At 69.1% G+C, this 25,748-nt stretch carries 25 protein-coding genes; 10 read left to right on the forward strand and 15 right to left on the reverse strand.

The genetic code is table 11. The annotated features are described in order from the left end of the window. Nucleotides 1–10: 10 nt before the first annotated feature. A complete protein-coding gene (gene cueR / locus KGA65_RS07560; RefSeq protein WP_225862529.1) occupies nt 11–433 on the reverse strand; it encodes a Cu(I)-responsive transcriptional regulator in 423 nt (140 codons plus the stop codon). Further along, complete coding sequence (locus KGA65_RS07565) at nt 430–2,661, reverse strand: heavy metal translocating P-type ATPase (protein WP_225862530.1); 2,232 nt, start codon at nt 2,659–2,661, stop codon at nt 430–432. Before KGA65_RS07565 ends, cueR begins: the two co-directional genes overlap by 4 nt. A gap of 190 nt (nt 2,662–2,851) precedes the next feature. Here KGA65_RS07565 and KGA65_RS07570 point away from each other — a divergent pair, with 190 nt between their 5' ends. Beyond that, nucleotides 2,852–3,058, forward strand: a complete 207-nt coding sequence (locus KGA65_RS07570; RefSeq protein ID WP_225862531.1) for a heavy-metal-associated domain-containing protein — start codon at nt 2,852–2,854, stop codon at nt 3,056–3,058. An 18-nt stretch (nt 3,059–3,076) separates the two neighbouring features. Further along, nucleotides 3,077–4,615 carry a bifunctional aminoglycoside phosphotransferase/ATP-binding protein gene (locus KGA65_RS07575; protein ID WP_225862532.1) on the forward strand — a complete coding sequence of 513 codons (1,539 nt, stop codon included), beginning with the start codon at nt 3,077–3,079 and terminating at the stop codon, nt 4,613–4,615. A 3-nt stretch (nt 4,616–4,618) separates the two neighbouring features. Here the strand turns inward: KGA65_RS07575 and KGA65_RS07580 are convergent, their stop codons facing one another. The 4 genes from KGA65_RS07580 to KGA65_RS07595 all read right to left on the reverse strand — a co-directional run bounded on the left by KGA65_RS07580 (nt 4,619) and on the right by KGA65_RS07595 (nt 9,314). Then, nucleotides 4,619–5,074 carry a universal stress protein gene (locus KGA65_RS07580; protein WP_225862533.1) on the reverse strand — a complete coding sequence of 152 codons (456 nt, stop codon included), beginning with the start codon at nt 5,072–5,074 and terminating at the stop codon, nt 4,619–4,621. A gap of 898 nt (nt 5,075–5,972) precedes the next feature. Then, the gene (locus tag KGA65_RS07585; protein ID WP_225862534.1) at nt 5,973–6,113 is read right to left on the reverse strand and encodes a hypothetical protein; all 141 of its coding nucleotides are present in this window, start codon (nt 6,111–6,113) and stop codon (nt 5,973–5,975) included. 1,669 nt (nt 6,114–7,782) lie between these two features. Next, nucleotides 7,783–8,427 (reverse strand): response regulator transcription factor, encoded by a 645-nt coding sequence (locus tag KGA65_RS07590; protein WP_225862535.1) that lies wholly within the window; start codon nt 8,425–8,427, stop codon nt 7,783–7,785. Further along, nucleotides 8,424–9,314 (reverse strand): ATP-binding protein, encoded by an 891-nt coding sequence (locus KGA65_RS07595; RefSeq protein WP_225862536.1) that lies wholly within the window; start codon nt 9,312–9,314, stop codon nt 8,424–8,426. The genes KGA65_RS07590 and KGA65_RS07595 overlap by 4 nt, the downstream gene beginning before the upstream one ends. A gap of 268 nt (nt 9,315–9,582) precedes the next feature. Here KGA65_RS07595 and KGA65_RS07600 point away from each other — a divergent pair, with 268 nt between their 5' ends. The 3 genes from KGA65_RS07600 to bioC all read left to right on the forward strand — a co-directional run bounded on the left by KGA65_RS07600 (nt 9,583) and on the right by bioC (nt 14,218). Beyond that, a complete protein-coding gene (locus KGA65_RS07600; protein ID WP_225862537.1) occupies nt 9,583–11,877 on the forward strand; it encodes a TonB-dependent receptor in 2,295 nt (764 codons plus the stop codon). A 31-nt stretch (nt 11,878–11,908) separates the two neighbouring features. Next, complete coding sequence (locus KGA65_RS07605) at nt 11,909–12,598, forward strand: 2'-5' RNA ligase family protein (RefSeq protein ID WP_225862538.1); 690 nt, start codon at nt 11,909–11,911, stop codon at nt 12,596–12,598. Nucleotides 12,599–12,679: 81 nt separating this feature from the next. Next, nucleotides 12,680–14,218, forward strand: a complete 1,539-nt coding sequence (gene bioC / locus KGA65_RS07610) for a malonyl-ACP O-methyltransferase BioC (RefSeq protein WP_225862657.1) — start codon at nt 12,680–12,682, stop codon at nt 14,216–14,218. A 9-nt stretch (nt 14,219–14,227) separates the two neighbouring features. On the opposite strand, the gene KGA65_RS07615 is transcribed toward bioC, so the two are convergent. The 7 genes from KGA65_RS07615 to mltG form a co-directional block, all read right to left on the reverse strand. Then, nucleotides 14,228–14,455, reverse strand: a complete 228-nt coding sequence (locus tag KGA65_RS07615; RefSeq protein ID WP_225862539.1) for a hypothetical protein — start codon at nt 14,453–14,455, stop codon at nt 14,228–14,230. Nucleotides 14,456–14,605: 150 nt separating this feature from the next. Continuing rightward, nucleotides 14,606–15,268, reverse strand: a complete 663-nt coding sequence (locus tag KGA65_RS07620; RefSeq protein WP_225862540.1) for an ankyrin repeat domain-containing protein — start codon at nt 15,266–15,268, stop codon at nt 14,606–14,608. Next, nucleotides 15,265–16,071 (reverse strand): TatD family hydrolase, encoded by an 807-nt coding sequence (locus KGA65_RS07625; protein WP_225862541.1) that lies wholly within the window; start codon nt 16,069–16,071, stop codon nt 15,265–15,267. Before KGA65_RS07625 ends, KGA65_RS07620 begins: the two co-directional genes overlap by 4 nt. A 28-nt stretch (nt 16,072–16,099) precedes the next feature. Continuing rightward, nucleotides 16,100–16,468 (reverse strand): PilZ domain-containing protein, encoded by a 369-nt coding sequence (locus KGA65_RS07630; protein ID WP_375142619.1) that lies wholly within the window; start codon nt 16,466–16,468, stop codon nt 16,100–16,102. A 33-nt stretch (nt 16,469–16,501) separates the two neighbouring features. Beyond that, nucleotides 16,502–17,521 carry a DNA polymerase III delta subunit-related protein gene (locus KGA65_RS07635; protein WP_225862543.1) on the reverse strand — a complete coding sequence of 340 codons (1,020 nt, stop codon included), beginning with the start codon at nt 17,519–17,521 and terminating at the stop codon, nt 16,502–16,504. Beyond that, a complete protein-coding gene (gene tmk, locus KGA65_RS07640) occupies nt 17,515–18,168 on the reverse strand; it encodes a dTMP kinase (protein WP_225862544.1) in 654 nt (217 codons plus the stop codon). The genes KGA65_RS07635 and tmk overlap by 7 nt, the downstream gene beginning before the upstream one ends. Then, nucleotides 18,165–19,154, reverse strand: a complete 990-nt coding sequence (gene mltG, locus KGA65_RS07645; protein WP_225862545.1) for an endolytic transglycosylase MltG — start codon at nt 19,152–19,154, stop codon at nt 18,165–18,167. Before mltG ends, tmk begins: the two co-directional genes overlap by 4 nt. Nucleotides 19,155–19,224: 70 nt before the next feature. Between mltG and ygfZ the strand changes: the two genes are divergently transcribed. From ygfZ to KGA65_RS07660, 3 genes are read left to right on the forward strand one after another with little or no spacing between them, the layout of a single operon-like run. Continuing rightward, complete coding sequence (gene ygfZ, locus KGA65_RS07650; protein WP_225862546.1) at nt 19,225–20,187, forward strand: CAF17-like 4Fe-4S cluster assembly/insertion protein YgfZ; 963 nt, start codon at nt 19,225–19,227, stop codon at nt 20,185–20,187. Continuing rightward, on the forward strand, nt 20,184–20,543 hold the full coding sequence (locus tag KGA65_RS07655; RefSeq protein ID WP_225862547.1) for a DUF4936 family protein: 360 nt from the start codon (nt 20,184–20,186) through the stop codon (nt 20,541–20,543). Before ygfZ ends, KGA65_RS07655 begins: the two co-directional genes overlap by 4 nt. Then, a complete protein-coding gene (locus KGA65_RS07660) occupies nt 20,531–21,361 on the forward strand; it encodes an NRDE family protein (RefSeq protein ID WP_225862548.1) in 831 nt (276 codons plus the stop codon). Before KGA65_RS07655 ends, KGA65_RS07660 begins: the two co-directional genes overlap by 13 nt. 15 nt (nt 21,362–21,376) lie before the next feature. On the opposite strand, the gene KGA65_RS07665 is transcribed toward KGA65_RS07660, so the two are convergent. Next, a complete protein-coding gene (locus tag KGA65_RS07665) occupies nt 21,377–22,291 on the reverse strand; it encodes an alpha/beta hydrolase (RefSeq protein WP_225862658.1) in 915 nt (304 codons plus the stop codon). Nucleotides 22,292–22,517: 226 nt separating this feature from the next. Between KGA65_RS07665 and KGA65_RS07670 the strand changes: the two genes are divergently transcribed. Continuing rightward, nucleotides 22,518–23,855: an ammonium transporter gene (locus KGA65_RS07670; protein WP_445666954.1), complete on the forward strand. Its 1,338-nt coding sequence runs from the start codon at nt 22,518–22,520 to the stop codon at nt 23,853–23,855. 54 nt (nt 23,856–23,909) lie between these two features. Next, the gene (locus KGA65_RS07675) at nt 23,910–24,239 is read left to right on the forward strand and encodes a hypothetical protein (RefSeq protein WP_225862550.1); all 330 of its coding nucleotides are present in this window, start codon (nt 23,910–23,912) and stop codon (nt 24,237–24,239) included. A gap of 90 nt (nt 24,240–24,329) precedes the next feature. On the opposite strand, the gene aceA is transcribed toward KGA65_RS07675, so the two are convergent. After that, nucleotides 24,330–25,646, reverse strand: coding sequence for an isocitrate lyase (aceA, locus tag KGA65_RS07680; RefSeq protein ID WP_225862551.1), 1,317 nt, complete (start codon nt 25,644–25,646; stop codon nt 24,330–24,332). Nucleotides 25,647–25,748: the final 102 nt, after the last annotated feature.

A 25,748-nucleotide genomic window follows, 5' to 3' on the forward strand; every position in this document is an offset into this window, starting at 1 on the left:
AACGCGCCGGCTAGGCCCCGGGTGGACAGCAGGCACCGGGCGGATCGTCCTGGGCCAGGCCGTCGAGGATGGGGCAGTCCGGCCGGTCGTCGCCATGGCAGCAGGCCACCAGGTGCGAGAGCGTGGTCTTCATGGCCTGCAGCTCCTGCACCTTGCGCTCCAGCGCCTCGATGTGCGCCTGCGCCAGGGCCTTGACCTGCCGGCTGGACCGGCCCCGATCCTGCCACAGGCTCAGCAGTTCGCCGATCTGCGGGATGCCAAAGCCCAGGTCCCGCGCATGCCGGATGAAGCCCAGCGTGTGCACATCGCGCTCGCTGTACTGCCGGTAGCCCGCATCGGTGCGGGGCGCCGCCGCCAGCAGGCCCACGGATTCATAGTGCCGGATCATCTTGGCCGACACGCCCGAGACGCGGGCCGCTTCGCCGATGTTCATGCTGGTTCCTCCGTGGTGGCATCGGGATGGCTGGCTGCCGCCGGCCGCCAGCGCCGCAGCAGCAGCGCATTGCTGACCACGCTGACGCTGCTGAAGGCCATGGCGGCGCCGGCCACCACCGGGTTGAGCAGCCCGAAGGCCGCCAGCGGAATGCCCACCACGTTGTAGACGAAGGCCCAGAACAGACCCCGCCGCAGCGTGCTGTGGGTGCGGCGGGAGATGTCCAGCGCATCGGCCACCAGCACCGGGTTGCCGCGCATCAGGGTGATGCCGGCCGTCTCCATCGCCACATCGGTGCCGGTGGCCATGGCAATGCCCACGTCGGCCGCCGCCAGGGCCGGCGCGTCGTTGATGCCGTCGCCCACCATGGCCACCACCTGGCCCTGGGCCTTCAGGCCCTGGACGATGCGGGCCTTGTCCTCGGGCAGCACCTGGGCGTGCACCTCGTCGATGCCCAGCGCCCGGGCCACCTGCTGGGCCGCGCCCGCGTTGTCGCCGGTGAGCATCACCGTGCGCACACCCAGGGCCTGCAGCCGGGCCACCGCCGCCCGTGCCACCGGCTTGACCGCGTCACCGAAGGCCAGCAGGCCCAACAACACGGTGCTCCCTTCCTGGGCCTGCAGCAGCCAGGACACGGTGCGGCCCTCCTCCTCCAGGCGCCGGGCATCGTCGGCCAGCGGGCCGGCCTCCAGCCCGCGTTCCTGCAGCAGCCGGGCGCTGCCCAGCAGCAGGCGTTCGCCCCCCAGCAAGCCCTGCAGGCCGCGGCCGGGCAGGGCGCTCACCTCGGTGGCGGCAGGCAGGGCGGCGGGGAACATGCCGGCCACGCGCGCCATCACCGCCTTGGCCAACGGGTGTTCGCTGGCCTGCTGCAGGCCAGCCGCGCGCACCAGCACCGAGGCCTCGGTCTGGCCCGGGGCCGGCAGCACCGCCACCAGGCTGGGGCGCCCCTCGGTCAGGGTGCCAGTCTTGTCGAAGGCCACGGTGGTGACCGCATGCGCCAGCTCCAGCGCCTGGGCGTCCTTGATGAGGATGCCGTGGCGCGCCGCCACACCGGTGCCGGCCATGATGGCCGTGGGCGTGGCCAGGCCCAGCGCGCAGGGGCAGGCGATGACCAGCACCGACACCGCGTTGATCAGCGCCGGCTCCCAGTCGCTGCCCGCCAGCAGCCAGCCGGCAAAGGTGAGGGCGGCCACCCCGAGCACTGCGGGCACGAAGACCGCCGCCACCTGGTCCACCAGACGCTGGATGGGCGCCTTGCCGGCTTGGGCCGATTCGACCAGCCGGATGATGCGGGCCAGCGTGGTTTCGGCGCCGATCGCGGTGGTGCGCACGGTCAGCGCGCCCTCGCCGTTGATGGCGCCGCCGGTCACCCGGCTGTCCACCGTCTTGACGACGGGGCGGCTCTCCCCGGTGATCAACGATTCATCCACATGGCTGCGCCCCTCGGTGACCACACCATCCACCGCCACGCGCTCGCCCGGGCGCACCTGCACCACGTCGCCCACCCGCACCTGCGCCACCGGCAGGTCCAACGCCTGGCCATCGCGCAACACGCGGGCGGTGTCGGGCCGCAGGGCATTGAGCGCGCGAATGGCATCGGTCGTCTGGCGCTTGGCCCGGGCCTCCAGCCACTTGCCCAGCAGCACCAGGGTGATGACCGCCGCCGAGGCTTCAAAGTAAAGGTGCGGCATAGCGTCCACGCCCCAGCTGCGCCAGAGCAGGTAGAGCGACAGGCCGTAGGCCGCCGAGGTGCCCAGGGCCACCAGCAGATCCATGTTCCCGCTGGCCGCGCGGGCGGCCTTCCAGCCCTCCCGGTAGAAGTGGCGGCCAAACCAGAATTGCACCGGCGTGGCCAGGGCCAGCTGCCAGAGCCCACTCAGCATCCAGTGCACACCGGCCAGCTGCAGCAGCATGGGCAGCATCAGTGGCACCGTCAGCACCGCGCTGGCCGCCACCGTCCAGCCGCTGGGCAGCTTGCTCAGGGTGGGCGGCTGGCTCTCCACCACGGGCTGGGCGCCATAGCCGGCCTTTTCCACGGCGGCCAGCAACGGCGCCAACTGCAACGCGGCGTCGCCCGTCACCTGAGCCCGCTCGGTGGCCAGGTTGACCTGGGCCTCGGCCACGCCGGGCACCTTTTTCAGCGCTTTCTCCACCCGCATCACGCAGGAAGCGCAGCTCATGCCTTCGATCTGGAGCTTGAATTCTTGGGACGGAGAGGAAGAGGCCATGGAATGACGCAACGCGCCTCGCTGAAGTGACACCGACATGCTCAAGCCTCCCATCATAGGAAGGTCAAGCCAACACGGCATAGGCCTCACCCCGAGACCGGACGTGGCACACTGGCATTGACCTTCCCACGATGGGAAGGAACACAGTGGACGCATGCCGGTCATGCGGACCGGTGTTAGAGGAGATGCCATGAGCCAGTTTCTTGTTCCCGACATGACCTGCGGCCACTGCGTGAAAGCCATCACCGCCGCGGTCACCGAGGCCGATCCGGCCGCCACGCTGCAGATCGACCTGCCCAGCCACCGTGTCACCGTCACCAGCCAGAAGCTGAGCGACGACGCCGTGATGGAAACCCTGCGCGAAGCCGGCTACACCCCGGCGCTGCAGGCCGCCTGACCCAAGAACCCGCCCGCCGTGACCACCACGCTTGCCGACGGCCTGGCCCGTCATCTGGCCCAGGTGCGCGGCCAGGCCGTCGAGCGGGCGGAGACCCACATCTCCTGGCTGCTGTTCTGCGGCGAAGACGCCTACAAGCTGAAGAAGCCGGTCAACCTCGGTTTCGTCGACTTCAGCACCGCCGAACGCCGGGCTTGGTACTGCCAAGAAGAGTGGCGCTTGAACCGCCGACTGGCCCCCGCGCTGTACCTGGGGGTCGAGCCCGTCACCGGCAGTGCCGAGGCGGCTGAACTGCAGGGCAGCGGCCCCGTGATCGACCATGTGCTGCACATGCGCCGCTTCGCGGCCGATGCGCTGTGGAGCGACCGACTGGCCCAGCACCAGCTGAGCGCCGACACGGTGACCACCCTGGGCGAGCGCCTGGCGCACTTTCACCAACAGGCGCCTGCCGCCCCGGTGGCAGGGCCCTACGGCCAGCCCGACGTCGTCCTGGGGGCCGTCACCACCGTGCTGAACACGCTGCAGCGCTGGCCAGAACTGCAGCCGCGCGCCGCCGCCCTGAACGACTGGGTGCAGCAGCAGGCTGAGCAACAGGGGCCCTGGTGGCAACAGCGCCTGGCGACCGGTCATGTGCGCGAAGGCCACGGCGACCTGCACCTGGGCAACGTGGTGACGCTGCCCGAGGGGCCCATTCCCTTTGATTGCATCGAGTTCGACCCGGCCCTGCGCTGGATCGACACCATGAACGACCTGGGCTTTCTGACCATGGACCTGCAGGCCCATGGCCGCTCAGACCTGGCCTTTGCCCTGCTGGACGGCTATCTGAGCGTGTCTGGCGACTGGGACGGCATGCGCGGCCTGCGTTTCTACGAGGTGTATCGCGCGCTGGTCCGCGCCATGGTGGCGGGTCTGCGGGAACGGCAGGGCGCCGCCCCGACGGCGGGGGAGCCCGACTATCTGGCCTGGGCGGAAACCCAGACCCGGCCGCGGAGCGGGCAGGGCGCACCGCTGCTGATCACCCATGGCCTGTCCGGGTCAGGCAAATCCACCTGGGCACGGGCGCTGCTGCAAGCGGCGGGGGCATTGCGCCTGCGCTCGGACGTGGAACGCAAGCGCCTGTTCGGCCTGCAGCCGTTGGAGGATTCCCGCGCCCACGGGCTGGACATCTACACGGCCGAGGCCACCCGGCAGACCTTCGACACCTTGGCGAGCCGCGCCCGGGCGTTGCTGCAGGCGGGCTATCCGGTGATCGTCGACGCCGCCTTCCTTCAGCAGGGCCAACGGGCCACCTTCGCCGCCCTGGCCCAGGAACTGGGCAGCCCCTGGCTGATCCTGGATTGCCAGGCCCCGCAGGCGGAGTTGCAGGCGCGGCTGGCCGCGCGCAGCCAGCAGGGCGGCGACCCCTCTGAAGCCGATGGCCAGGTGCTGCTGCGGCAGTACGACCATGCGGAACCCTTGAGCGCCGCAGAGCAGCAACAGGCCATCGCCGTCACCCACTGCACGCCCGAAGGCGTGCAACAGGTGATCCAGCGCTGGTTCTCCGCCGCCAGGCGGTGACGATCAGCGCGGCGCTTCGGCGTGGCGCACCAGCAGCACCGGCACGGGTGCGTGGCGCACCACCAGCTCGGCATCGCTGCCCAGGGTCAGGCGGCTCAGGCCGCGGCGGCCGTGCGTGCCCATCACGATCAAGTCGCAACCGGCCTTGCCGGCTTCTTCGACCACCACGTCCGCGACGCGGCCACCGATGACCTCACGCTCCACCGAGTCCGCGGAGACCCCGGCAGCCTTGGCCGTCTCCAGCGCCTTGGCCAGCACTTCCTTGCCGTAGCGCCGCAGATCCTCCTGGACCTCTTCGTAGCTGGCCGCGGCCGCGAAATCCACCAGCATCGGGTACTGGTCGACCACATACAGCAGGTGCAACGCGGTGGAACTGCCAGCGGCCAGCTTGATGGCCTCGTTCAAGCCGCATTCGGCAGTCGGGCTGCCATCCACAGGAACCAGGATTTTCTTGTACATGAAGATCTCCACTGCGTAGGGTTCGCCCTGAAAGGACGCCGCGCACGATGCGCCGACAGGCAACATGCCGTCGATCCATCAGATGCTAAACCAAGCAGGGGGCCCATTGCCGTCCCTGTGTGCTGATGTAAGGTGTCTCCAGGCGCGCAGACGCTAGGGAGGAAACAATGGAACGGGAGCGCATCGAACCCGAATGGGGGAGGGCAGCAGAGGTCAGCTTCCTGCAGCCCCAGGGCGTGGGCGGGATTCTGTTGACAGTGGCAGTGGCTGTACTGGTGGGTTCCCAGACGCGAAGCGCAGCTTCTTTAAAATTACATACGTCAGCACAGCGTAAACCGGCTGTAGCCAGCGTGGCTATAGCCGTTAATATCACATTCATTTTCCCGATCTTCACTCAGGAAATTTAATTTCTCGTTTATTAGGGAAGGTCTTCAAAAACCCGTTCATGAGCCCTGTGGCCGAATAAATCAGGGGTGAGATTTCGCGATGTGCAAGGCTTGCCTGCGCCTCACGCCAGCTGCTAGTCGGCAGCGGGGTTTTGCAGACCTTCCTCAGGCGAAGAGCAGGCTCTCGCAGTTGGTGCAACGCGCCGCAGCCGGCGAGACCGTAACTTCAGGCCTGATCCAGCAGCGCCCATTACTCGTCCTCTGACTGCCCTTGCTTGCGGACAATGCTCACGTCAGCACCATCGCATAGACCTTGTCTTCGAGGTCAGTGCGGATTTCGTCTAGATCACGATTTGTGAAATCGGCTTTGGTCTTCTGAAGACGCTCTCTCCAGCCTTCGCCTGGGCTTGGATTGCGTACTTGCGTGGGTAGGCCATGTTCTGCTCCCAAGTAATACATGGCCGTATTTACTGAGCATGGCGAACAGAAGGCCGCCTGAGCCACGGAATGAGTCAACTGAAATAACGGAATAGTTCGTGCAGCAGGCCGCCCAGCCCGCCGGCCCCGAGAAGTACACCACCGAGCCTCGGGGCTTTGATGAGAAAAAGTGCCCAAAGCTTCATTGCTGGCGGATCGCCAACAAAGGCTTGCATGAGGTCTGCGTCAGGGGACGAGCGCTTAGGTTGCTTTGGGCTTGGCATGGTGTTCCGGGGCTGGTGAACGCATCTCGGTGCAGAAATGGTACTGACTTCAGAACAGACGGCCAGCCCTGGCAGGGGTGCTAGGCGCTCAGCCGACCGCCTCAGCAATTGAGCAAGTGGGTTTCCTCTTACTGCCACACGACTGCCGGAACATCCTCACCCCCTAGGTGCTAGAGGAGGGAAGAACACCTGGGAACTTGTCCCGGATGGTGCAGGCGGCGGGTTGCATCACCCGTGCGTGTCTTGAAGAACGGCACGCCGTCGTGTAGTTCGGCAGTCGTGTTCACCTTGTTGCTGTCGATGCACCCGATGTGGCAGGAAGCTGACCTTGGCCTAGGACTTGCGCACGCAGTTGTTTCAGGTAGAACATGATGCCGTCCGGGTAGTGGCGGATGTCATTCGGGCGTTTTTGAAGTACTCGCCTTAGCTCTTCGAGCAGCCCAGTACGCTTTCGAGCGTTCACTCTGCGCCTGACGCCTAGCGTCGTTGCCTTCCCAGGACGCTTTAGAGCGTTCCTTGTGCTTGGCTATGGCTTCCGGTGTTGACCAGTACGCTTGTAGAGCTTGGTTGCTTGCGGCTCTTGGCGTGCTTGATGCGGCCGGCCTCAAGACGCATGGTGCAGAGCGCCCAGGTGATCCTGCACCGGCTGCCGCGAAGGGCAACCGAAGACTCATCCCACTAGGGCAGCTGCTACCTGAAGTGCGGCGCACGCGCCGCATTCCGCAGTGCCTTCAGTTCATTGAGGTACTTCCTCGTTTCATGGCTCAAACTAAATAGGTAACGGGTTAACTCGGCGCACTCTTCATAGAGCACTGGGTCAGAGGTCCGATCTAAACGTGTCGTCACGGAGAGTTGGGAACGCGCGGCCTCTTCTCTATCCTCGAGAAGGATACGAAATTCTGATATTCGCGCTGAAATTGATTCGCGATACATGCAAATCCCCAAATAGAAAGAGAAAGACATGGACATGCGGCGGCCAATGAGCATTGAAAATATACTCAATGGAAGTAGAGGGTTGGTAGATTGAGAAGCAAGAGCCAGTAGCTCTTGGCCCCGGGAATGGCTGACGCTGACGCCGTGGCGGTCACAGCGAGAGAAAAGTTGATCGACCGAGCGCGACTGATCGCTCAAGCAGCACAGCCCCAATGATTCACAAAGGCTCTCGGCTGTCAAGGAGCAGCGGGACGAGTGGCTAGAAGAGTAGCGCCAGTGTAGTGACCCTGCACCCGATTCAGTACCGTTCAGAAGTAGAAACTTCCGGCTCTTCAGGTATCGCAGCTCTGGGTGTTGACCGGCAGCTGCGGGCGAAATCCGCTGGAGTAGTTTGCCTCGGCCTCAGCGGGCGGGATGTGGCCTATGGGCTCAAGCAGGCGATGGTGGTTGAACCAGGACACCCACTTGACGCGGAACAGCGCGTCATCAAGGTCCTCGCAGAACGGAATTGCCCCTCGCTAGGACTATGTTGACGCGAAACGGCTCATCGGAGGGTGTGTTTCTTGTCGGGCAGCTAGCCGGCGCAGTCGACTAAAAAGCCGTCCAGTAAATTTGACATAATATACATTGTCGTGCATTCAGATGGATGAAGAGGAGGCTTCCGAGGCACCCCATCCACCGCATCCACTCACGCCTCAACCGCCCCGGTGACCAGCAGCCCGCAATGCAATGCGATGTGCACCAGGCCGGCCAAGGTGGCCACGCCCAGCTTTTCCTTGATCACGCTCTGATGGTTGGCGACGGTCTTGGGGCTCAGGTGCAAGGCCTGGGCGCAGTGCGCGGCCGACGCACCGCGGGCAATGAGCTGAAAGATCTCGAATTCCCGCTGCGTGAGCGAGGCCAGGCGCTCGTGTGCGCCGCCCGCATCGTGCGCAGGCTCGCGCCACGGCGCCGGGTCGATGTAGCGCTCACCCCGCATGACGCTGTCGACGGCGTCGATCAACCGTTCCGGCGGGCTGCTCTTGGTGACGAAGCCGCTGGCCCCTTGGTCGAAGGCCCGTTCGGCCAGCATCTCGCTGTCGTGCATGCTGAACACGATCACCCGGGCCTGGGGATCGGCCTCGCGCAGGCGCCGCAGCAGTTCCAGACCGCCGCTGCCCGGCATGGCGATGTCGGTGATGGTCAGGTCCGGGGCGTGATGACGGTGGGCGGCCCAGGCCTCGTCCACCGAACCGGCCTGGGCGACGACTTGGGCGCGGCCTTCCAGTTCAAGCAGGCGCTGGTAGCCGGCCCGAACCACCGGATGGTCGTCCACCAACAGGATGCGGATCATGGCGTCGCCCCCAGCGGCAGCGTCATCGAAAGCACCGTGCCCCCGCTGGCAGCGCGTCGGGTCTCCAGCCGGCCGCCCAACAGGGCCGCCCGCTCCGCGGCCCCCAGCAACCCCAGACCCGGGGTCCTCGCCGCAGGATCGAAGCCCCGGCCATCGTCCTCCACGGTCAGGGCCAGCCCCTCGCGGCAGCTCAGCGCCAACTGCACGCAGCGGGCCTCGGCATGGCGCGCGACATTGGAAAGCGCCTCCTGCGCCACCCGGTACACGGCCATCTCGATCTCGGCGCTCAGCGCGGGGCAAGCGCTGTCCAACGCCAGTTGGCAGCGGATGCCGGTCCTCAGCTGATGGGCGGTTGCCAGCGACTGCAGCGCCGCCAGCAGCCCCAATTCGTCCAACTCGGCAGGACGCAGTCGGCGAAGAAGGCCGCGCAGGCGATCCAGCAGATGCAGGGCCGAATCGGAGGCCCGCAAGGCCGCCGCGCGCAGGGCTTCGCCCTCAACGGCGCGGCGCAGGATGCTGGCCTCGATGCGGATCGCCGTGCAGTCCTGGGCCAGTTCGTCGTGCAGTTCGCGGGCCAGGGCCTTGCGCTCACGCTCCTGCACCTCGATCAACTGCCGGGCCAATGCCTGGTTGCGGGCCAGCAGCGCGGCCGTTTCCCGCTGGCGCCGCCACCCAAACCAGGCCAGCCCCAGGCCCAGCACGACCAGCACCAGCGGCAATTCGTCCAGCTGCAAAACCTCCCAGCGCGCCGTGGCCCGGGTCAGCTGCTCCTGCCATTCGAAGGTCGCAGCCAGCCACCAGGTCAGCAGCGTGACGGTGGCCAGCCAGCGCAGGTCGCTGCGGCTGTGCGCAACGGCGGGACGAGGGGCGAGCGAGCGGGTGGTCATGGCGGCGTGTCGAAATAGACGGCCCTGGTTTCATTGCAAAGCACATGCCGCCGTCCGCCCCGCTCACCCCACGGTCCCCTGCCCCATCCTGGTACACGCCACCGGCCGATTGCGCCAGAAGGAGACAGCCGCTGGCTTTCCCGGAACGGGCAGACCCTGAGATCGTGGGACAGCGGGGCTGGGCCGGTGCCGGGAAGATTTCCCTGTTGCGCCGGCGGCCCCCTTGATAGCGTGCCCCACCATCAAAACCAGAACACGGAGACGTCCCATGCGCTTGTGTCCTTGGCCGCTCAGGCCCCTGGCCTGGGCCACCGGCCTGGCCTGCTGCCCGCTGGCGCAGGGCCAGGAGCCGCCCTCCTCGCCCCCCAGCCCCGCCGTCCAGACCCTGGTGGTCGTCGGCACCACCCCGGTGCCGGGTGGCGGGGTGCCCAAGGACCAGGTGCCGGCCCATGTGCAGACGCTGGACGCCAGCCAGTGGCGCCAAACTCAGAGCCTGAACCTGCCGGAGGCGCTGGCCACCCAGCTGCCCAGCGTCAGCGTCAACGAGACGCAGGGCAACCCCTATCAGCTGGCGCTCAATTTCCGCGGCTTCAGCGCCAGTCCCTTGTTGGGCACTCCGCAGGGCCTGTCGGTCTACCTGGACGGCGTGCGCGTCAACGAGCCGTTTGGCGATGTCGTCAACTGGGACATGATCCCGACCACCGCGCTGGCCGATCTGGCGCTGCTGCCGGGCTCCAACCCCTTGTTCGGCCTGAACACGCTGGGCGGCGCGCTGGTGCTGAACACCAAGAGCGGCGACACCGACCCCGGTGGTGAGTTGGAAGTGCAAGGCGGCTCGTTCGGGCGGCGCAGCACAGCGCTGAGCTACGGCCGTGCGCTGGGCGACCATGGCCACGTTTATGGCGCCTTCAGCAGCTTCGACGAGGATGGCTGGCGGGACGACTCCCCGTCCCGCGTGCGCCAGTGGTTCCTGAAGGGCGGTCAACGCTGGGGCGACGCCTCCTGGACGCTGAGCCTGAACCACGGCCAGAGCACGCTGATCGGCAATGGCCTGACCCCGGAAGCGATGCTCGCCCAGGACCGCCAGCAGATCTACACCCGCCCGGACCAGACGCAGAACCGCATGACCTTGCTGACCTTCAACGGCATGCGCCGCGGGGACGGCGGGCTCACGCTGAGCACCACGGCCTACCTGCGCCGCCTGCGCGCCTCGACCCTGAACGGGGACTTGAACGACGACCTGGACGAGGAGGACCCGAACACCGGCGTCGAGCACCGCACCCGAACCTGGGACCACAGCGAGGGCCTGTCCGCGCAGCTGGCGGGGTCCGTCGGGGCCCACGCGCTCACGCTGGGGGTGTCCTATGACCAGGCCCACAACCGCTTCGAGCAATCCAGCGCGGAGGGCATGCTGGACGCCAGCCGCGCCGTGAGCGAGCTGGAAGCCGCCGAGGTGGACGCCAAGATCCGCGGCAGCAGCCGCACCGCCAGCCTCTACGCCTCGGACCTGATCCACCTGGCGCCCGCGCTGCAGCTGACGCTGTCGGGCCGCTACAACCAGACCCGGGTGCGCACGATGGACGTCGGGCGCGCCACCCTGGGGCTGGACACGCAGCTGGACAGCCAGGGCCGCTACGTCAAGTTCAACCCCGCGGCGGGCCTGACCTGGCAGATCAGCCCGGCCCTGACGGCCTTCGGCGGCTTCAGCCAGGGCAACCGCGCGCCCAGCCCGATCGAGCTGGGCTGCTCCGACCCGGACCACCCCTGCGTGCTGCCCAATGCGTTGCAGAGCGACCCGCCGCTGCGGCAGGTGGTGGCCCGCACCTGGGAGACGGGTCTGCGCGGCCAGCTGTCGCCGGACCTGCACTGGAGCGCGGCCGCCTACCGCACGGACAACCGCGACGACATCCTGTTCATCAGCAACGGGCATGCCGCGGGCTATTTCGCCAATGTCGGCAACACGCGCCGGCAAGGGGTCGAGCTGACGCTGTCCCGCAAGAGCGATGTGCTGGACTGGCAGCTGGCCTACAGCTTTCTGGACGCCACCTTCCGCACGCCGGCCTGCCTGCTGTCCGAGTCCAACAGCAGCGCCGAAGCCAGCGCCGCCTGCACCGGAGAGGGCGAAATCGCCGTGCGGCCGGGCAAGCAGCTACCCGGCCTGCCCCGGCACAGCCTGAAGCTGACGCTGGAAGTGCGCCCCCTGCCCCGCTGGCGCGTGGGCACCCAGCTGGCCGCCTATTCCAGCCAATGGGTGCACGGCAATGAAAACCAGGCCCAGCAGGCCGACGGGGTGGCTTACTTCGGCTCTGGCAAGGTGGCGGGCTACACGCTGGTCAACCTGACGACGAACTACGAGATCGTCGACGGGCTGGAGCTCTTCGCCAAGGTCGCCAACCTGTTCAACCGCCAGTACGCCACCGGTGGGCAACTGGCCGTCAATGCCTTCGATGCCCACGGCAGCCTGCTGCCTGCCGCGGATTGGCACAACGCGCAGTTCGTCGCGCCGGGGGCGCCCCGGGCCCTATGGGTGGGCGCGCGCTGGCGGTTCGGCGGCGAACTCTGAGAGACTCCCCCTCTCCGCTCATCGCCACCCCATGCCCGCCCTGACCCTGCCCAGCCAGCAGCGTGACTTCATCGAATGGCACCGCGGCCGGCCCCATTTCGCCGTCTGGGCGGTTGCCCTGGACGCGCAGCCTGGTCTGGACCAGCGGCTGGCCCAGGTGCAGGCGGCGCTGGCCCCGTGGCTGCTGCCCGGCTACCGGCGGCAGCCCCACATCACGCTGCACATCTGCGGCTTTCCGGTGCGCCAGGCGCAGGCGCCCGACGACTTCGACCTGGCCCGGTTGCAGGCCCAGGCCAGCGCCTTGGCCGAGGCGCTGCCGGCCCCGTTCACCCTGCAGCTGGGCGGCGCCTTCAGCTTTGCCTCGGCGGCCTGCCTGGCGGTGCGCGACGACGCCAGCCACTTGGCCCGGCTGCGCCGCGCCCTGTCCGACGCCGTCCCCGAGGCCGACGCCACGCCCTACGTGCCCCATGTGACGGCGGGCCTGTACAACGGCGCCTGGCCTCTGGCGCAGGTCCATGAGCGGCTGGCGCCACTGTCCCTGGCCCCCGAGCTCGCGGTGACCGTGCGGGCGCTGAGCTGGATGTGCTACGACAGCGCGGTGGTGGGCGGGCCGTTGCGCCCTCTGCTGCAGGTGGCCTGCGGTCCCGGTCCAGCTGCGGTCGAGCACTCGGCGGCGCTGGCCGCGGTCTTCCAGCCGCCCTCCCCCGGCGCCGCGGGCTGAGCCTCAGCGCTTGGCCCTGGCTGCGGGCGTGCCTCCCGGCTTGGGGCACACTAGCGCGCCATGGCGTTGAAGGTGCACGTGATGGGCGACCCCGGGTCGCCCGCTTTGTTCTGTCTCCACGGATTTGCGGCCAATGCCCAGGTGTGGCGCCCCCTGGCCGAGTCCCTGGCGGGGCGGATGTGCGTCTACGCCGTCGATCTGCCCGGGTGCGGCGAGTCCCCCGCCCAGGAGGACCTGTCGCTGGAAGCCTTGATCGAGGCCCTGCTGGCGGTGGCGCCCCCATCGGCGCTCTGGGTGGGTTGGTCGCTGGGCGGCATGCTGGCCTTGCAGGCGGCCCAGCAGGCGGGGCCGGCGCGCGTGCGGAGCGTGGTGTCGGTCGCGGCCTCGCTCAAGTTCGTGGCCAGCCCGGACTGGCCCCACGGGGTGCCGCCCGCCGTGTTCGAGGGCTTTGTGGCCGGCACGGACGATGCCCCGGCCCTGCTGCGGCGTTTCGCCGCCCTGGAGCTGATGGGCGACCCCGCGCTGCGCCGTCATCTCAAATGGCTGCAGCAGGAAGCGCAGCAGCCGCAGCCCACCACCGGCACCTTGCGCCAGGAGCTGGCCTGGCTGGCGGCCCTGGATCTGCGGGCCACCGCCCCGGGGCTGGAGCAGCCGGTGCTGCACCTGCTGTCGGGCCAGGACGCCGTGCTGCCAGTGGCCTGCGCCGCCGCGCTGCGCCGCTGCTGCCCTTCGCAGCGTGTCGAGGTGCTGCCGCAGGCCTGCCATGCCAGTCCGCTGACCGAGCCCGCCGCGCTGGCCCAGGCCATCGCCACACTGGCGCGCCCTCGCGCGGCGGCCCTGCAGGCCAGCGTGGCCCGCGCCTTCAGTCGGGCGGCCACCGTCTATGAAGAGCGGGCCCTGCTGCAACGCCGCCTGGCCCAACGCCTGCTGGCGCGTCTGCCCACGGCGGCTGAGTCTGTCGACGCGGTGCTGGACCTGGGCTGCGGCACCGGCTACTGCCTGCCCGCGCTGCAGCAAGCCTATCCCGCCGCGCGGGTGACCGGGCTGGACCTGGCCCCCGGCATGCTGGCGCAGGCCCGACTGCAGCATGGCGAGCGTTATGAATGGGTCTGCGCGGCGGCGGAACAGATGCCGCTGCCCGATGCCAGCGTGGACCTGGTGTTCTCCAGCCTCGCCATCCAGTGGTGTGAGAGTTTCCCGGCCGTGCTGGCCGAGGTGCACCGGGTGCTGCGGCCGGGCGGCCGCTTCATCGTCAACACCCTGGCCGAGGGCACGCTGCAGGAAATTGCGGCGGCCTGGGCCCACGTGGACGACCGGGAGCATGTGCACCGCTTCCCGCCCGAAGCCCAGATGCGGGCCGAGGTGTCCGCCACGCAGTGGCAGATGGAATGGAGCGAGTGTTTCGACGAGGTGGATGCCCACCCGGACGTGCGCCGGCTGGTCGATTCCATCAAGGGCGTCGGGGCCCACCACATGCGCCAGGCGCGGGCGGGGCTGGGGGGACGCCGCGCGCTGCAGGCCTGGATGCAGGCCCTTGAGGCCTACCGCACGCCGGCCGGGCTGCCGGCCCGCTACCGGGTGCTGGCCCTGGGGCTGCGCAAGAAGCCTCAGGCCGCCTGAGCGGGGCGATCAGGCTTGGCTGTCGTCCAGGATGTCGTCCTCGGGCTCGCTGTCGATGGCGTCATCGTAGGCGCTCAGATCGGCCTGCTGGATCTTCGGGATCAGCGGGCGGTCCAGCGGGCGGCACACGCGCCGCTTCAGGCCATCCAGACGCTCCGAGCGTTCCACCGCCCGCAGGATCGAATCCGGCTGGGTCAGCATCAGGAAGGGATTGGCGATGACTTCTTGATGGCGCATGGTGTGGTCTCCGTCAGGAGGCTCCAGGTGTGGAACCCATGGCCTGTACTGTAGGCAGGCCCCCCGTGCGGCAGAAGTCGGCCCGGCGACAAGCCGCGTGTCAGAAGTTGCCTGACAACTGTGTCGGCGTGTGACCGCGGGGACGCCGGTTCAGTGGCCCTGCCAGCGCGCGGACTGCACCGCTTCGCGCAGCTCGTCGGCCAGCCCGTCCCGACCGGCGGACAGGGCGTAATCGGCCGCCTGCCGGTTGCCCTGGTTGCGCGGCCGCGGGTCCGCCCCGCGGCGCAACAGCAGCCGGGTGGTATCGATGGTGCCGAAACCGGCGGCCATCATCAGCGGCGTGTTGCCATTGGGCGCCACCGCCTCCAGGTCCGCGCCCTGGCTGAGCAGCAGCTCGATCGCCTCGGCCTGCCCGCCGGCGGCGGCATAGTGCAAGGGCGTCCAGCCGCGGCGATTCACCTGCGCGCCCATGGCCATCAGCTGGGCCATCAGCGCCACATGGCCCTTCATCGCCGCCATCATCAGCGGCGTCTCGCCGGCCGGGTTGGGCGCGTCGAAGGCAATGCCCGGCGCGGCCAGCAGCACCGCCGCGACCGCCAGCGAGCCCTCGCGCAGCGCCAGGTACAGGCCGCTCTGCCCGCGGGGGCTGAGGGTGTTCACGTCGAAGCCCTCGGCCAGCATCTGGCGCACATCCCGCGCCAGGTCCAGTTCGATGTAGCGGAACCAGTCCACCGTGTCGCCGGCCCGGGCGATGCCGGTCACGCCCCCGGTGACCAGCCACAGGCCGCCTTGCAGCAGGTGTCGGCGCTTCATGCGGCGGCCCCCTGCCCCGGGGTCGTCACCCCGAACAGGTCCTGGAAGTTGCGGGTGGTGGCCTCGGCCACGGCCGCCACGCTGATCCCGCGCTGCTTGGCCAGCTCGGCCGCCACATGCGGCACCAGGGCTGGCGTGTTGGTCTTGCCGCGGAACGGCACCGGAGCCAGATAGGGGCTGTCGGTCTCGATCAGGCAGCGGTCCAGCGGCACCAGCCGGGCCACCTCGCGCAAGGCCTCGGCATTGCGGAAGGTCAGGATGCCCGAAAAGGAGATCAGGAAACCCAGGTCCAGGGCGGCCCGGGCCACCTCGCGGGTTTCGGTGAAGCAGTGGAAGACGCCGCGCGGCGCCGGGCCGGAGCGGGCGGCCTCCCGCAGCAGGGCCAGCGTGTCCTCGCTCGCGCTGCGCGTGTGGATCACCAGCGGCAGGCCGCTGGCCTGCGACGCGCGGATGTGGACCTGGAAGCGTTCGCGCTGCCAGGCCATGTCGGCCACGGTCCGGCCTTCCAGCCGGTAGTAGTCCAGGCCGGTCTCGCCAATGGCGATCACCTTCGGGTGGGCCGCCCATTGCAGCAGGGCGGCCTCGCTGATCTCGGGCTCGTCTTCCGTCTCAGGGTGCACACCAGCGCTGGCCCACCAGGCCGGATCGGTCTCGGCCAGGGCCACCACGCCAGCGATTTCGTCGGCGCGGGTGCTGATGCACAACGCCGCCCCCACGTCCGCCTCCGCCATGGCATCGCGGATGCGCGGCAGATCCGCCAGCAGTTCAGGAAAGGTCAGATGGCAATGGGAATCGACGAACATGGTGCAGCGGCCCCCGGGCCGCGAAACGTCAAAGGGTCTGCGTGGGTTTGGATGACGACAGCGAGGTGCCCAGGATCTCTTCGATCCGGATCTTCAGCGCGCGGGTCTTCTCGTCCCCGGGAAAGCGCACGCCCACCCCTTGCGTCCGGCCGCCGGAGGCATTGGCCGGGGTGATCCAGCCCACCTTGCCGGCCACCGGATAGCGCTGCGGATCCCCCGGCAGCGACAGCAGCAGGTAGATGTCGTCGCCCAGCTCGTACTCCCGCGTGGTGGGCACGAACAGCCCTCCTTCGGTGAAGAACGGCATGTAGGCGGCGTAGAGAGCACCTTTCTCCCTGAACACCAGCTGGATCACGCTCGGGCGGCCAGACACGGCCGCGGGGGCGCCCAGCGGCATTCCGGTGCTTCGACTGTCGGAATCGCTCATGGATCAAGTGTAGCCACGCCGGCCTGCGGGCGGATGGATGGCCAGCCGCCCCTGGGTCAGCAGGGCTTCGATCAGCAAGGGGCCCTGCCAGGGATGGTCGGCATGGCGCTGCACCCGGGCCAGTTCACGGCTCCAGTCGGCCAATGCGCGCCAATCGGTCACCGGCGGCAGGCTGTCGGCCGGGAAGTAGCGCGGCGTCGCGCCGGTCGCGCTGGCCATCAGGTCGTGGCAGAGCTGCTGCAGCGCCCGCAGGGCCCGCGGCACCGGCCAAGTGGACAGCCAGCGGGCATCGGCCTGCAGCAGCTGCTGCGGCAAGCTGGCCCATTGCGCCCCGGTCACGCCCTCCTGCGCCAGTTCCTGCGCGGCCAGCGGCTCGCCCCCGGCGGCCTGCAACAGGGCCGCCCCGTCCTTCACGCCCTGCCGTTCCAGCCAGTCCAGCGCCTGCGGCGCCGAGGGCGGCACCAGGCGCAGTCGCTGACAGCGGCTGCGCAGCGTGGGCAGCAGATGCTCCGGGTCTTCGACCGCCAGGATGATGCGCATCCCCTGCCCCGGCTCCTCCAGCGTCTTCAGCAAGGCATTGGCCGACACGGTGTTCATCGCGTCGGCCGGGAAGAACACCAGCACCTTGCCGCGCCCGCGGCCGGAACTGCTGTGGGCCCAATCAATGGCCTGGCGCACCGCCTCGACCCGGATGTCGCGGCTGGCCTTCTTCTTCGACTTGCCTTCGCTGTCCGCCACCTCGCCGTCGCCGTCCTCGCCGCCCCACTGGAGCTTCTGGGCCCAGGCTTCCGGCAGCACGACCTTCAGATCGGGATGGGTGTGGGCCTGCGCCAGGTGGCAGCTGGGGCAGTGGTCACAGGGGCCGGGGGGTTGTTCGCACAGCCAGGCCTGGGCCAGGCGCAGCGACAGCTCGAACAGCCCGGAGCCCATGCCGCCGTGCAGGATCAGCGCATGGCCCCGCTGGCCATCACGCCAGGTGGCCAGTGGCTCGGCCAGCCAGGGCAGATCCTGCTCGGTCAGCATGGGCGGTCCCCGTCCCGGCCAGCAGCAGTCACCGAGCCCGCGCGCGCCAGCACCGTGGCCAGCACGGCCTCGCGCACGGTCTGCAGGCTGTGGCTGGCGTCAATGCGCGCGAAGCGCGTGGGCGCCGCCGCGGCACGGTCCGCGTAGCCGGCCCGCACCCGCTCAAAGAAGGCAATGTCTTCGCTTTCCAGCCGGTCGGGCGCACGGGCACCGGCCCGGCGCGCGGCGGCCACCTCGGGCGCCACGTCGAACCACAGCGTCAGGTCGGGCTGGCGGCCCTGCTGGACCCAGGCTTCCAGCTGACTCAGCACGGCCAGGTCAAAGCCGCGGCCCGCGCCCTGGTAGGCAAAGGTGGCGTCGGTGAAACGGTCGCACAGCACGGTGCGCCCCTCGGCCAGCGCGGGCTCGATGCAGCGCACCAGATGGTCGCGCCGGGCCGCGAAGACCAGCAAGGCCTCGGTCAGCGCATCCATGCGCTGGTGCAGGAACAGGTCCCGCAGTTGTTCGGCCAGTTCGGTGCCCCCCGGTTCGCGGGTACGCAGCAGCCGGTGGCCTGCACGTTCCAGCGCGTCGGCCACGGCCTCGATGTGCGAGGACTTGCCGGCGCCGTCGATGCCTTCGAAGGTGATGAAGCGGGCCGCGCTCACCAGCTGCCCCCACGTTGATACTGGTTCACCGCTCGATTATGGTCCGCCAGGTTGCTGCTGAAGGCGCTGCTGCCATCGCCCTTGGCCACGAAGTAGAGTGCAGCCGACTGGGCCGGCTGGGCGGCCGCCTGCAAGGCCTGCCGGCCCGGCATCGCGATGGGGGTGGGCGGCAGGCCGCGCCGCACATAGGTGTTCCAGGGGCTGTCGGCCTGCAGGTCCTCGCGCCGCAGGTTGCCGTCAAAACGCTCGCCCAGGCCATAGATCACCGTCGGGTCGGACTGCAGCGGCATGCCGATCCGCAAACGGTTGCTGAACACGGCCGCGATCATCGGCCGGTCCTCGGGCTTGCCGGTTTCCTTCTCGACCACCGAGGCCAGCACCAGCAGATCGGCAGGCGTCTTGAGCGGGGAGTTGGCAGCCCGCCCGTCCCAGGCCTGGGCCAGCATCTTCTGCATCGTCAGATGGGCGCGCCTGAGCACGGTGATGTCGCTCACGCCGGGGCTGTAGGCATAGGTGTCCGGAAACAGCCAGCCCTCGGCCGAGCGGCCCTCGATGCCCAGCAGCGCCGCCACCTGGGCGTCGCTCAGGGCGTCCACCGTGTGGCGCAGATGGGGCGCCTTGGCCAGGGCCTCGCGCACCTGGCGGAAGTTCCAGCCCTCGATCACCCGCAGCATCTGCAGGATCTGGTCGCCGCGCACCATGCGGTCCAGCAACCCAGCGGCGCTGACACCGGCCTCGATCTCATAGCTGCCGGCCTGGATGCGGCGGGCCTGGCCGGACCAGCGGAACCACTCATACAGCAGCCAGGGGGGGACATCCACACCGGCCTGGACCCACTGCCGGGCGATCTCGCGCGTCGGGGTGCCGGGCTCGATCGACAGTTCGACCCGCGCACTGCGCAGCGGCAGCGGCCGCTCGACCCACCAGAGGCCCAGCCCGGCCAGAACGGCCAGCCCCAGGACCAGCGACGTGACAACTCTCTTCATGAACGATGGCGGCGCTGGCCGCGAGACCCCGAAACCTGCTCAAGCATGGGCCGCGATCATAATCGGCCGCATGACTGCCACCACCGCCGCCGCAGCGTCCAGCGCCCCCGTCACCGCCAGTTTTTCCGGTGCCACGCCCCTGACCGATTGGGGCCTGATCCATGCGCGCGGCGCGGACACGATCACCTTTCTGCAAGGGCAGCTGACCAACGAGCTGGCCGCAGCCGGCGCCGGCGAAGCGCGGCTGGCCGGGTACTGCTCCGCCAAGGGCCGTTTGCTGGCCAGTTTCGTGGCCTGGCAGGCCCAGGGCGCCGAGGACTGGCTGCTGGCCTGCAGCGCCGATGTGCGGCCCGCGGTGCTCAAACGGCTGTCGATGTTCGTGATGCGGGCCCAATGCAAGCTCACGGCGGCCGATGAGGTGGTGCTGTGGGGCCTGGCGGGCCCTGCCGCGCAGGCCTGGCTGGGCGACGCCCTGCCCGCCCGCGCCTGGGCGGTCACCCGCCCGGCCGGGGCACAGGTCATCCGTCTGCCGGACGTGGCGGGCGCGGTGCGTTGCCTCTGGGCCGGCCCGGCGGACCAGGCCCCGGCCCAACTGCCCTTGCTGAGCGAAGAGGGCTGGCGCTGGCTGGAGGTCCGCAGCGGCGTGGCCCGCATCGTCGCCGCCACCAGTGAGGCCTTTGTGCCGCAGATGGTCAACTTCGAACTCGTGGGCGGCGTGAACTTCAAGAAGGGCTGCTATCCCGGCCAAGAGGTTGTGGCCCGCAGCCAGTACCGGGGCACCCTCAAGCGCCGCGCGGCGCTGCTGAGCAGCCCGGCGGCGATGCAGCCAGGGCAGGAGATCTTCCTCGCCGACGAGCCGACGCAACCGGCCGGCCAGGTGGTGTTGGCCGCCGCGCTGCCGGGCCAGCCGACGCTGGGGCTGGTGGAGGTCAAGCGGGCGGCCCTGGGCGGCGTGCTGCACCTGGGGGCCGCCGACGGCCCGACGCTGAGCGTGCAGCCCCTGCCCTACGACGTGCCCAGCGATGAGCCATGAATCCCGCGTCGGGACGATGCGCCGCGTCCGCGCCTGACGTCGCCCCGGAATGGTTCATCTATTATCAGATCGCCCCGCCTGACCTGCCGCGGGTGCAGGCGGCCGTGGTCGCGTTCCAGCAGCAGTTGCGCCAGGACTGGCCCGGCCTACAGGCACGCTTGTTGCTGCGCCCCACGGCACACGAAGGACGACTGACCCTGATGGAAATCTACCGGTTCGGGCCCTCCGCCCGGCCCTCCCAGCCTGCCAACATCGCCAGCCGGCTCACGCCTGCCATCGAGCAGGCCGCCCGCGGCATCGCCCCCTGGCTGCAGGGCGAACGCCATGTCGAGGTGTTTCAGCCATGTGCCTGGTAGCCCTGTCGCTGGGACAAAGCCGCCGCTATCCGCTGGTGATCGCGGCCAACCGGGACGAGTACCTGGACCGTCCCGCGGTTCCGCTGGACTGGTGGCAACCCTGGCTGGACGGCCCCCGGGTGCTGTCGGGGCAGGATCTGCAGGCCGGTGGCACCTGGATGGGCGCCACCGCCGAAGGCCGCGTGGCGCTGGTCACCAACGTGCGCCAGCCCTTCACGCCCGAGGCCCAGGCTCCCTCGCGGGGCACCATCGTGCTGAACTGGCTGCGCGGCGACCTGCCGGCCGAGCGCTTCTGGCCCCGGACGGCGCTGACCGGCTATGCCCCCTTCAACCTGCTGGCCGCCGATTTCCCGGCGGGCGAATTCTTCTGGACCAGCAACATGCAGCCCCACCCGCAGCGTCTGACGCCGGGTCTGTATGGCCTGAGCAATGCCGCACTGGACACCCCCTGGCCCAAGGTGCTGCGGCTCAAGCAGGCCCTGGGTCAGGCGGTCCGGCAGGAGGCCCCGCTGCCCGCATTCTGCGAGACCTTGTTTGCGGCGCTGGCCGATCCGACGCCGGCCGCCGATGTGGACCTGCCCTACACCGGGGTGCCCCAGGCCACCGAGCGCATGCTCTCCGCCGCCTTCATCCGCAGCCCGGATGGGCGCTACGGCACGCGCTGTTCCACGCTGCTGATCTGCGAGGCCCGCGCGGACGGTGTCGTGCTGCACATGCTCGAGCGTCAGCACCAACCTGAGGTGGCCCAGCGCAGCTTCCAGATGACCCCATGGCCGCCGGGCGGTCTCCCGCTCCCGGGCCTCGCCGCCCGCCGCTGACCGAGCCGCCCGGCCTCAGCCCAGCAGCGCCTCGCGCAGCACCTGGGCCGCCGCGGCCTGGGCCAGTTCCGATTCGGGCAGCACCCGCCCCAGCTTGATGAAGTCGTGGGTCACGCCACGGTAGAGCTCCAGATCGACGGGCACGCCCGCGGCCCGCAGCCGGTCCGCATAGGCCACACCTTCGTCCACGAGCGGATCGCACTCGGCCAGCACGAAGCAGGCCCGGGCCACGCCGTCCACGTCCGGGGCGAGCAGGGGGGCGAAGCGCCAGTCGGTGCGGTGGGCGACATCGATGTACTGGTCGAAGAACCAGCGGATGCTGTCGGATTCCAGCAGGAAGCCGTTGGCGAACACCTCGTGCGAGCGGGTGTCGCAATGGGCCGTGGTGCCCGGGGTGATCAACAGTTGCAGGGCCAGCGGCAGGCCGGCATCGCGCGCCAGCAGCGCACACACCGCCGACAGGGTGCCACCGGCACTGTCGCCGCCCACAGCCAGCCGACGGCCATCCAGCCCCAGTTGGGTCGCCCCCTCCCCCGCCAGCCATTGCAGGGCACCGAAACTGTCCTCCACGGCACAGGGAAAGCGGTGCTCCGGTGCCAGACGGTAATCGAGCGACAGCACGGCCACGCCGGCGCGCAGCGCGAACTGCCGGCACAGGCTGTCGTGCGTGTCCAACCCACCGATCACGAAGCCGCCGCCATGCAGGTACAGCATCACCGGCAGCCGCTCATGGGACGGGGCGTAGAGCCGCGCCGGGCAGTTCACCCCAGCCCCCACCGGCACCGTCACCGCCTGCACCCGTGCCAGCGGGGCCCGCGGGAAGTCCAGCACCTCGGCGGCCACACCATAGGCGGCCCGGGCCATCTCGGGCGAAAGCGTGTGGAACGGGGGGCGATGGGCACGACGGATGCGGTCGAGCAGCCCCGCCATCTGGGGCGTCAAGGAGGCAGAGGACACGGAAAGCGACTTCGGGTTCACAACAGGGCCCGACAGGATACCCCGCAGCGCCCAAGCGTCCGTCATGTTCCGTTATGGTGCAGAAAGCCCAACGCACGGCAGCCCCCGACGGGCCCGGAAATTGCAGCACATTCCCTTACGAACACAAGGACGTTGTATGGGACTGGCAGGACGGAAGTGGTGGCCGGGGGCCATCGGCATGATGTTGGGCGTGCCCGCTGCATCGGCCTGGGCGCAAACCGCGGCAAGTGCCAGCGCGGCCGCGTCTTCGGCGGCAGCGACCTCGGCCGCCGCCACGGGCCTGCCTGCCCTGGTGCCCACCAGCCAGATCAGCGCCGGTGACACCGCGTGGATGATCAGCGCCACCACCCTGGTGCTGCTGATGACGCTGCCAGGCCTGGCCCTGTTCTATGCCGGCATGGTGCGCAAGAAGAACATCCTCGGCACGATGGCCCAGGTGCTGGCGGTGTCCGCCCTGGTCACGCTGCTGTGGTTCGTGGCGGGCTACAGCCTGGCCTTCATGCCCGGCTCGGCCTGGCTGGGCGGCACCGAATCGATGTGGCTGGCCACGCTGCAGTTCGACAAGCTGCACAACCTGGTCTCCGTCCATCCGCTGGCTGCCACGGTGCCCGAGGCCGTGTTCAGCATGTTCCAGCTGAGCTTCGCCGTGATCACCCCGGCGCTGATCGTTGGCGCCTTCGCCGAGCGCATGCGCTTTGCCGGCCTGCTGTGGTTCATGGCGCTGTGGACCTTGCTGGTCTACGCCCCCGTGGCGCACTGGGTCTGGTCGCCCGACGGCTGGCTGGCCCAGCGCGGCGCGCTGGACTTTGCCGGCGGCACCGTGGTGCACATCAACGCGGGCGTGGCGGGCCTGGCCGCGGCCTTCATCCTGGGGCCCCGGCGCGGCTACGGGCAGGTGGCCCTGATGCCGGCCAACCTGGGCTACACCATGGCCGGCGCCTGCCTGCTGTGGGTGGGCTGGATGGGCTTCAACGGTGGCTCGGCCGCGGCGGCCGATGGCCGAGCCGGCATGGCCATGCTGGTGACCCAGTTGGCGGCGGCCGCGGCAGCGCTGAGCTGGATGCTGGCCGAATGGATCGTGCGCCGGACCCCCACCCTGCTGGGCCTGAGCAGTGGCGTGGTCGCTGGCCTGGTGGCCATCACCCCCGCCTCGGGTTTTGTGGGCCCGTCGTCCGCGGTGCTGATCGGCGTGGTGGCCGGGGTGGGCTGCTACTGGGGTGCCACCGGGCTCAAGCGCATGCTGGGCGTGGACGACTCGCTGGACGTCTTCGGCGTGCATGGCGTCGGTGGCGTCATCGGTGCGCTGATGACTGGCTGGCTGGCCGACCCGCGCATCGGCGGGGTGGAGGGCTCGGTGGCCACGCAGGCCCTGGCCGTGGTGGCCACGCTGCTCTACAGCGGCCTGGTGTCGGCGGTGATCCTGTGGGTGGTGGATTTCGTGATCGGCCTGCGCATCACCGACAAGCAGGAGCAGGAAGGTCTGGATCTGAGCCAGCACGGCGAGCGGGTGGAGTGAGCCCGCGCCAAGTTGGCGCACGGTGACGATGTCGTTGGAACTGGAGGTGTGGAGATGCTGGAAAGCGAAAAGCTGGCCGTGGCCGCTCACCTGCATGTGGTGATGCGGCGCAAGATCGGCCGGGTCACGGATGTCGAGTGGATGATCCGCAGCCCGGAATACGCCCGCGAAGTGATCCGCCTGGCCCTGGCCGAGGCCGCCCACCCCGAACTGGTGGAGTGGGGGCAACGGCTGCAAGCGGTGCTGTTCCCGGCCCTGGCCGCCCCAGGGGCGGCTCCGGCTGCCGCCAGCGACAAAGGGCCGCACTCGGGCTTCGAAGACAGCCGCCTGGGACGCACTGCGGCGCGCCCAGCGTCGGCGCGCTACGTCAGCAGCCTGCGCTGACCACGACCGTCCAGAAAAAAGGCCCGACCGCTTGTGGCGGCCGGGCCTGGCTTGCTCCGCAGGTCACGCGGAGCAGGGCCGATTCGGGGATCAGTGGAACTGTTCTTCTTCGGTCGAGCCGGTCAGGGCCTTCACGCTGGAAGAGCCGCCCTGGATCACGGTGGTCACATCGTCGAAGTAGCCGGCGCCGACTTCCTGCTGGTGCGACACGAAGGTGTAGCCCTGCTCGCGCGCCTTGAATTCCGGTTCCTGGACCATCTCGGTGTAGTGCTTCATGCCTTCGCCGCGGGCGTAGGCGTGGGCGAACTGGAAGGTGTTGAACCAGTTGATGTGGATGCCGGCCAGCGTGATGAACTGGTACTTGTAGCCCAGCGCCGAGAGATCGTCCTGGAAGCGCGCGATGGTGCGGTCGTCCAGGTTCTTCTTCCAGTTGAAGGACGGCGAGCAGTTGTAGCTCAGCAGCTTGCCCGGGCAGGCGGCGTGCACGGCCTGCGCGAACTCACGGGCGAAGCCCAGGTCCGGCGTGCCGGTTTCGCACCACACCAGGTCGGCGTAAGGCGCATAGGCCACGCCACGGCTGATGGCCTGCTCCAGACCGTTCTTGACGCGGTAGAAGCCTTCCTGGGTGCGCTCGCCGGTGCAGAAGGGCTTGTCGTTGGCGTCGTGGTCGCTGGTCAGCAGGTTGGCGGCTTCAGCGTCGGTGCGGGCAAGGATCAGGGTGGACACACCCATGGTGTCGGCGGCGAAACGCGCGGCGATCAGCTTCTCGATGGCTTCCTGGGTCGGCACCAGCACCTTGCCACCCATGTGGCCGCACTTCTTCACGGCGGCCAGTTGGTCTTCGAAGTGCACACCCGCGGCGCCGGCGGCGATCATGTTCTTCATCAGTTCGAAGGCGTTCAGCACGCCGCCGAAACCGGCTTCCGCATCGGCCACGATGGGCAGGAAGTAGTCGATGAAGCCTTCGTCACCGGGGTTCACGCCACGCGACCACTGGATCTCGTCGGCGCGCTTGAAGGTGTTGTTGATGCGGCGGACCATGGTCGGCACCGAGTCGTAGGCGTACAGCGACTGGTCGGGGTACATGGTTTCGGAGGTGTTGCCGTCGGCGGCGACCTGCCAGCCCGACAGGTACACGGCCTCCAGGCCGGCCTTGGCCTGCTGCATGGCCTGACCGGCGGTGATCGCGCCGAAGGCGTTCACGTAGCCCTTCTTGGCGCCGCCGTTGACCTTCTCCCACAGCTTCTGGGCACCGGCCTGGGCCAGGGTGTATTCAGGCTGCAGGCTACCGCGCAGACGCACCACGTCGGCGGCGCTGTAGCCGCGCTTCACGCTCTTCCAGCGGGGGTTCTCAGCCCAGTCCTTTTCGAGGGCGGCGATTTGCTGTTCGCGGGTCAGTCGGGTCATCTCAAGCTCCTTTAAAAGCAATCCAGGAAGGGGACACGTTGGGATGAAGCGTACGCCCGTGCTCTGCGCCGAGGAAGACTTATGTCTTATATAAGACTAAAA

Source organism: Ideonella benzenivorans (genome assembly GCF_020387415.1).
GTDB classification, from domain to species: domain Bacteria; phylum Pseudomonadota; class Gammaproteobacteria; order Burkholderiales; family Burkholderiaceae_C; genus Ideonella; species Ideonella benzenivorans.

Coding starts and splice junctions, on each gene's coding strand:
- cueR (WP_225862529.1), bottom strand. CDS start 433: ATGAACATCGGCGAAGCGGCCCGCGTCTCGGGCGTGTCGGCCAAGATG.
- KGA65_RS07565 (WP_225862530.1), bottom strand. CDS start 2,661: ATGGCCTCTTCCTCTCCGTCCCAAGAATTCAAGCTCCAGATCGAAGGC.
- KGA65_RS07570 (WP_225862531.1), top strand. CDS start 2,852: ATGAGCCAGTTTCTTGTTCCCGACATGACCTGCGGCCACTGCGTGAAA.
- KGA65_RS07580 (WP_225862533.1), bottom strand. CDS start 5,074: ATGTACAAGAAAATCCTGGTTCCTGTGGATGGCAGCCCGACTGCCGAA.
- KGA65_RS07585 (WP_225862534.1), bottom strand. CDS start 6,113: ATGCAAGCCTTTGTTGGCGATCCGCCAGCAATGAAGCTTTGGGCACTT.
- KGA65_RS07590 (WP_225862535.1), bottom strand. CDS start 8,427: ATGATCCGCATCCTGTTGGTGGACGACCATCCGGTGGTTCGGGCCGGC.
- KGA65_RS07595 (WP_225862536.1), bottom strand. CDS start 9,314: ATGACCACCCGCTCGCTCGCCCCTCGTCCCGCCGTTGCGCACAGCCGC.
- KGA65_RS07600 (WP_225862537.1), top strand. CDS start 9,583: ATGCGCTTGTGTCCTTGGCCGCTCAGGCCCCTGGCCTGGGCCACCGGC.
- KGA65_RS07605 (WP_225862538.1), top strand. CDS start 11,909: ATGCCCGCCCTGACCCTGCCCAGCCAGCAGCGTGACTTCATCGAATGG.
- bioC (WP_225862657.1), top strand. CDS start 12,680: ATGGGCGACCCCGGGTCGCCCGCTTTGTTCTGTCTCCACGGATTTGCG.
- KGA65_RS07615 (WP_225862539.1), bottom strand. CDS start 14,455: ATGCGCCATCAAGAAGTCATCGCCAATCCCTTCCTGATGCTGACCCAG.
- KGA65_RS07620 (WP_225862540.1), bottom strand. CDS start 15,268: ATGAAGCGCCGACACCTGCTGCAAGGCGGCCTGTGGCTGGTCACCGGG.
- KGA65_RS07625 (WP_225862541.1), bottom strand. CDS start 16,071: ATGTTCGTCGATTCCCATTGCCATCTGACCTTTCCTGAACTGCTGGCG.
- KGA65_RS07630 (WP_375142619.1), bottom strand. CDS start 16,468: ATGCCGCTGGGCGCCCCCGCGGCCGTGTCTGGCCGCCCGAGCGTGATC.
- KGA65_RS07635 (WP_225862543.1), bottom strand. CDS start 17,521: ATGCTGACCGAGCAGGATCTGCCCTGGCTGGCCGAGCCACTGGCCACC.
- mltG (WP_225862545.1), bottom strand. CDS start 19,154: ATGAAGAGAGTTGTCACGTCGCTGGTCCTGGGGCTGGCCGTTCTGGCC.
- ygfZ (WP_225862546.1), top strand. CDS start 19,225: ATGACTGCCACCACCGCCGCCGCAGCGTCCAGCGCCCCCGTCACCGCC.
- KGA65_RS07655 (WP_225862547.1), top strand. CDS start 20,184: ATGAATCCCGCGTCGGGACGATGCGCCGCGTCCGCGCCTGACGTCGCC.
- KGA65_RS07660 (WP_225862548.1), top strand. CDS start 20,531: ATGTGCCTGGTAGCCCTGTCGCTGGGACAAAGCCGCCGCTATCCGCTG.
- KGA65_RS07665 (WP_225862658.1), bottom strand. CDS start 22,291: ATGGCGGGGCTGCTCGACCGCATCCGTCGTGCCCATCGCCCCCCGTTC.
- KGA65_RS07670 (WP_445666954.1), top strand. CDS start 22,518: ATGATGTTGGGCGTGCCCGCTGCATCGGCCTGGGCGCAAACCGCGGCA.
- KGA65_RS07675 (WP_225862550.1), top strand. CDS start 23,910: ATGCTGGAAAGCGAAAAGCTGGCCGTGGCCGCTCACCTGCATGTGGTG.
- aceA (WP_225862551.1), bottom strand. CDS start 25,646: ATGACCCGACTGACCCGCGAACAGCAAATCGCCGCCCTCGAAAAGGAC.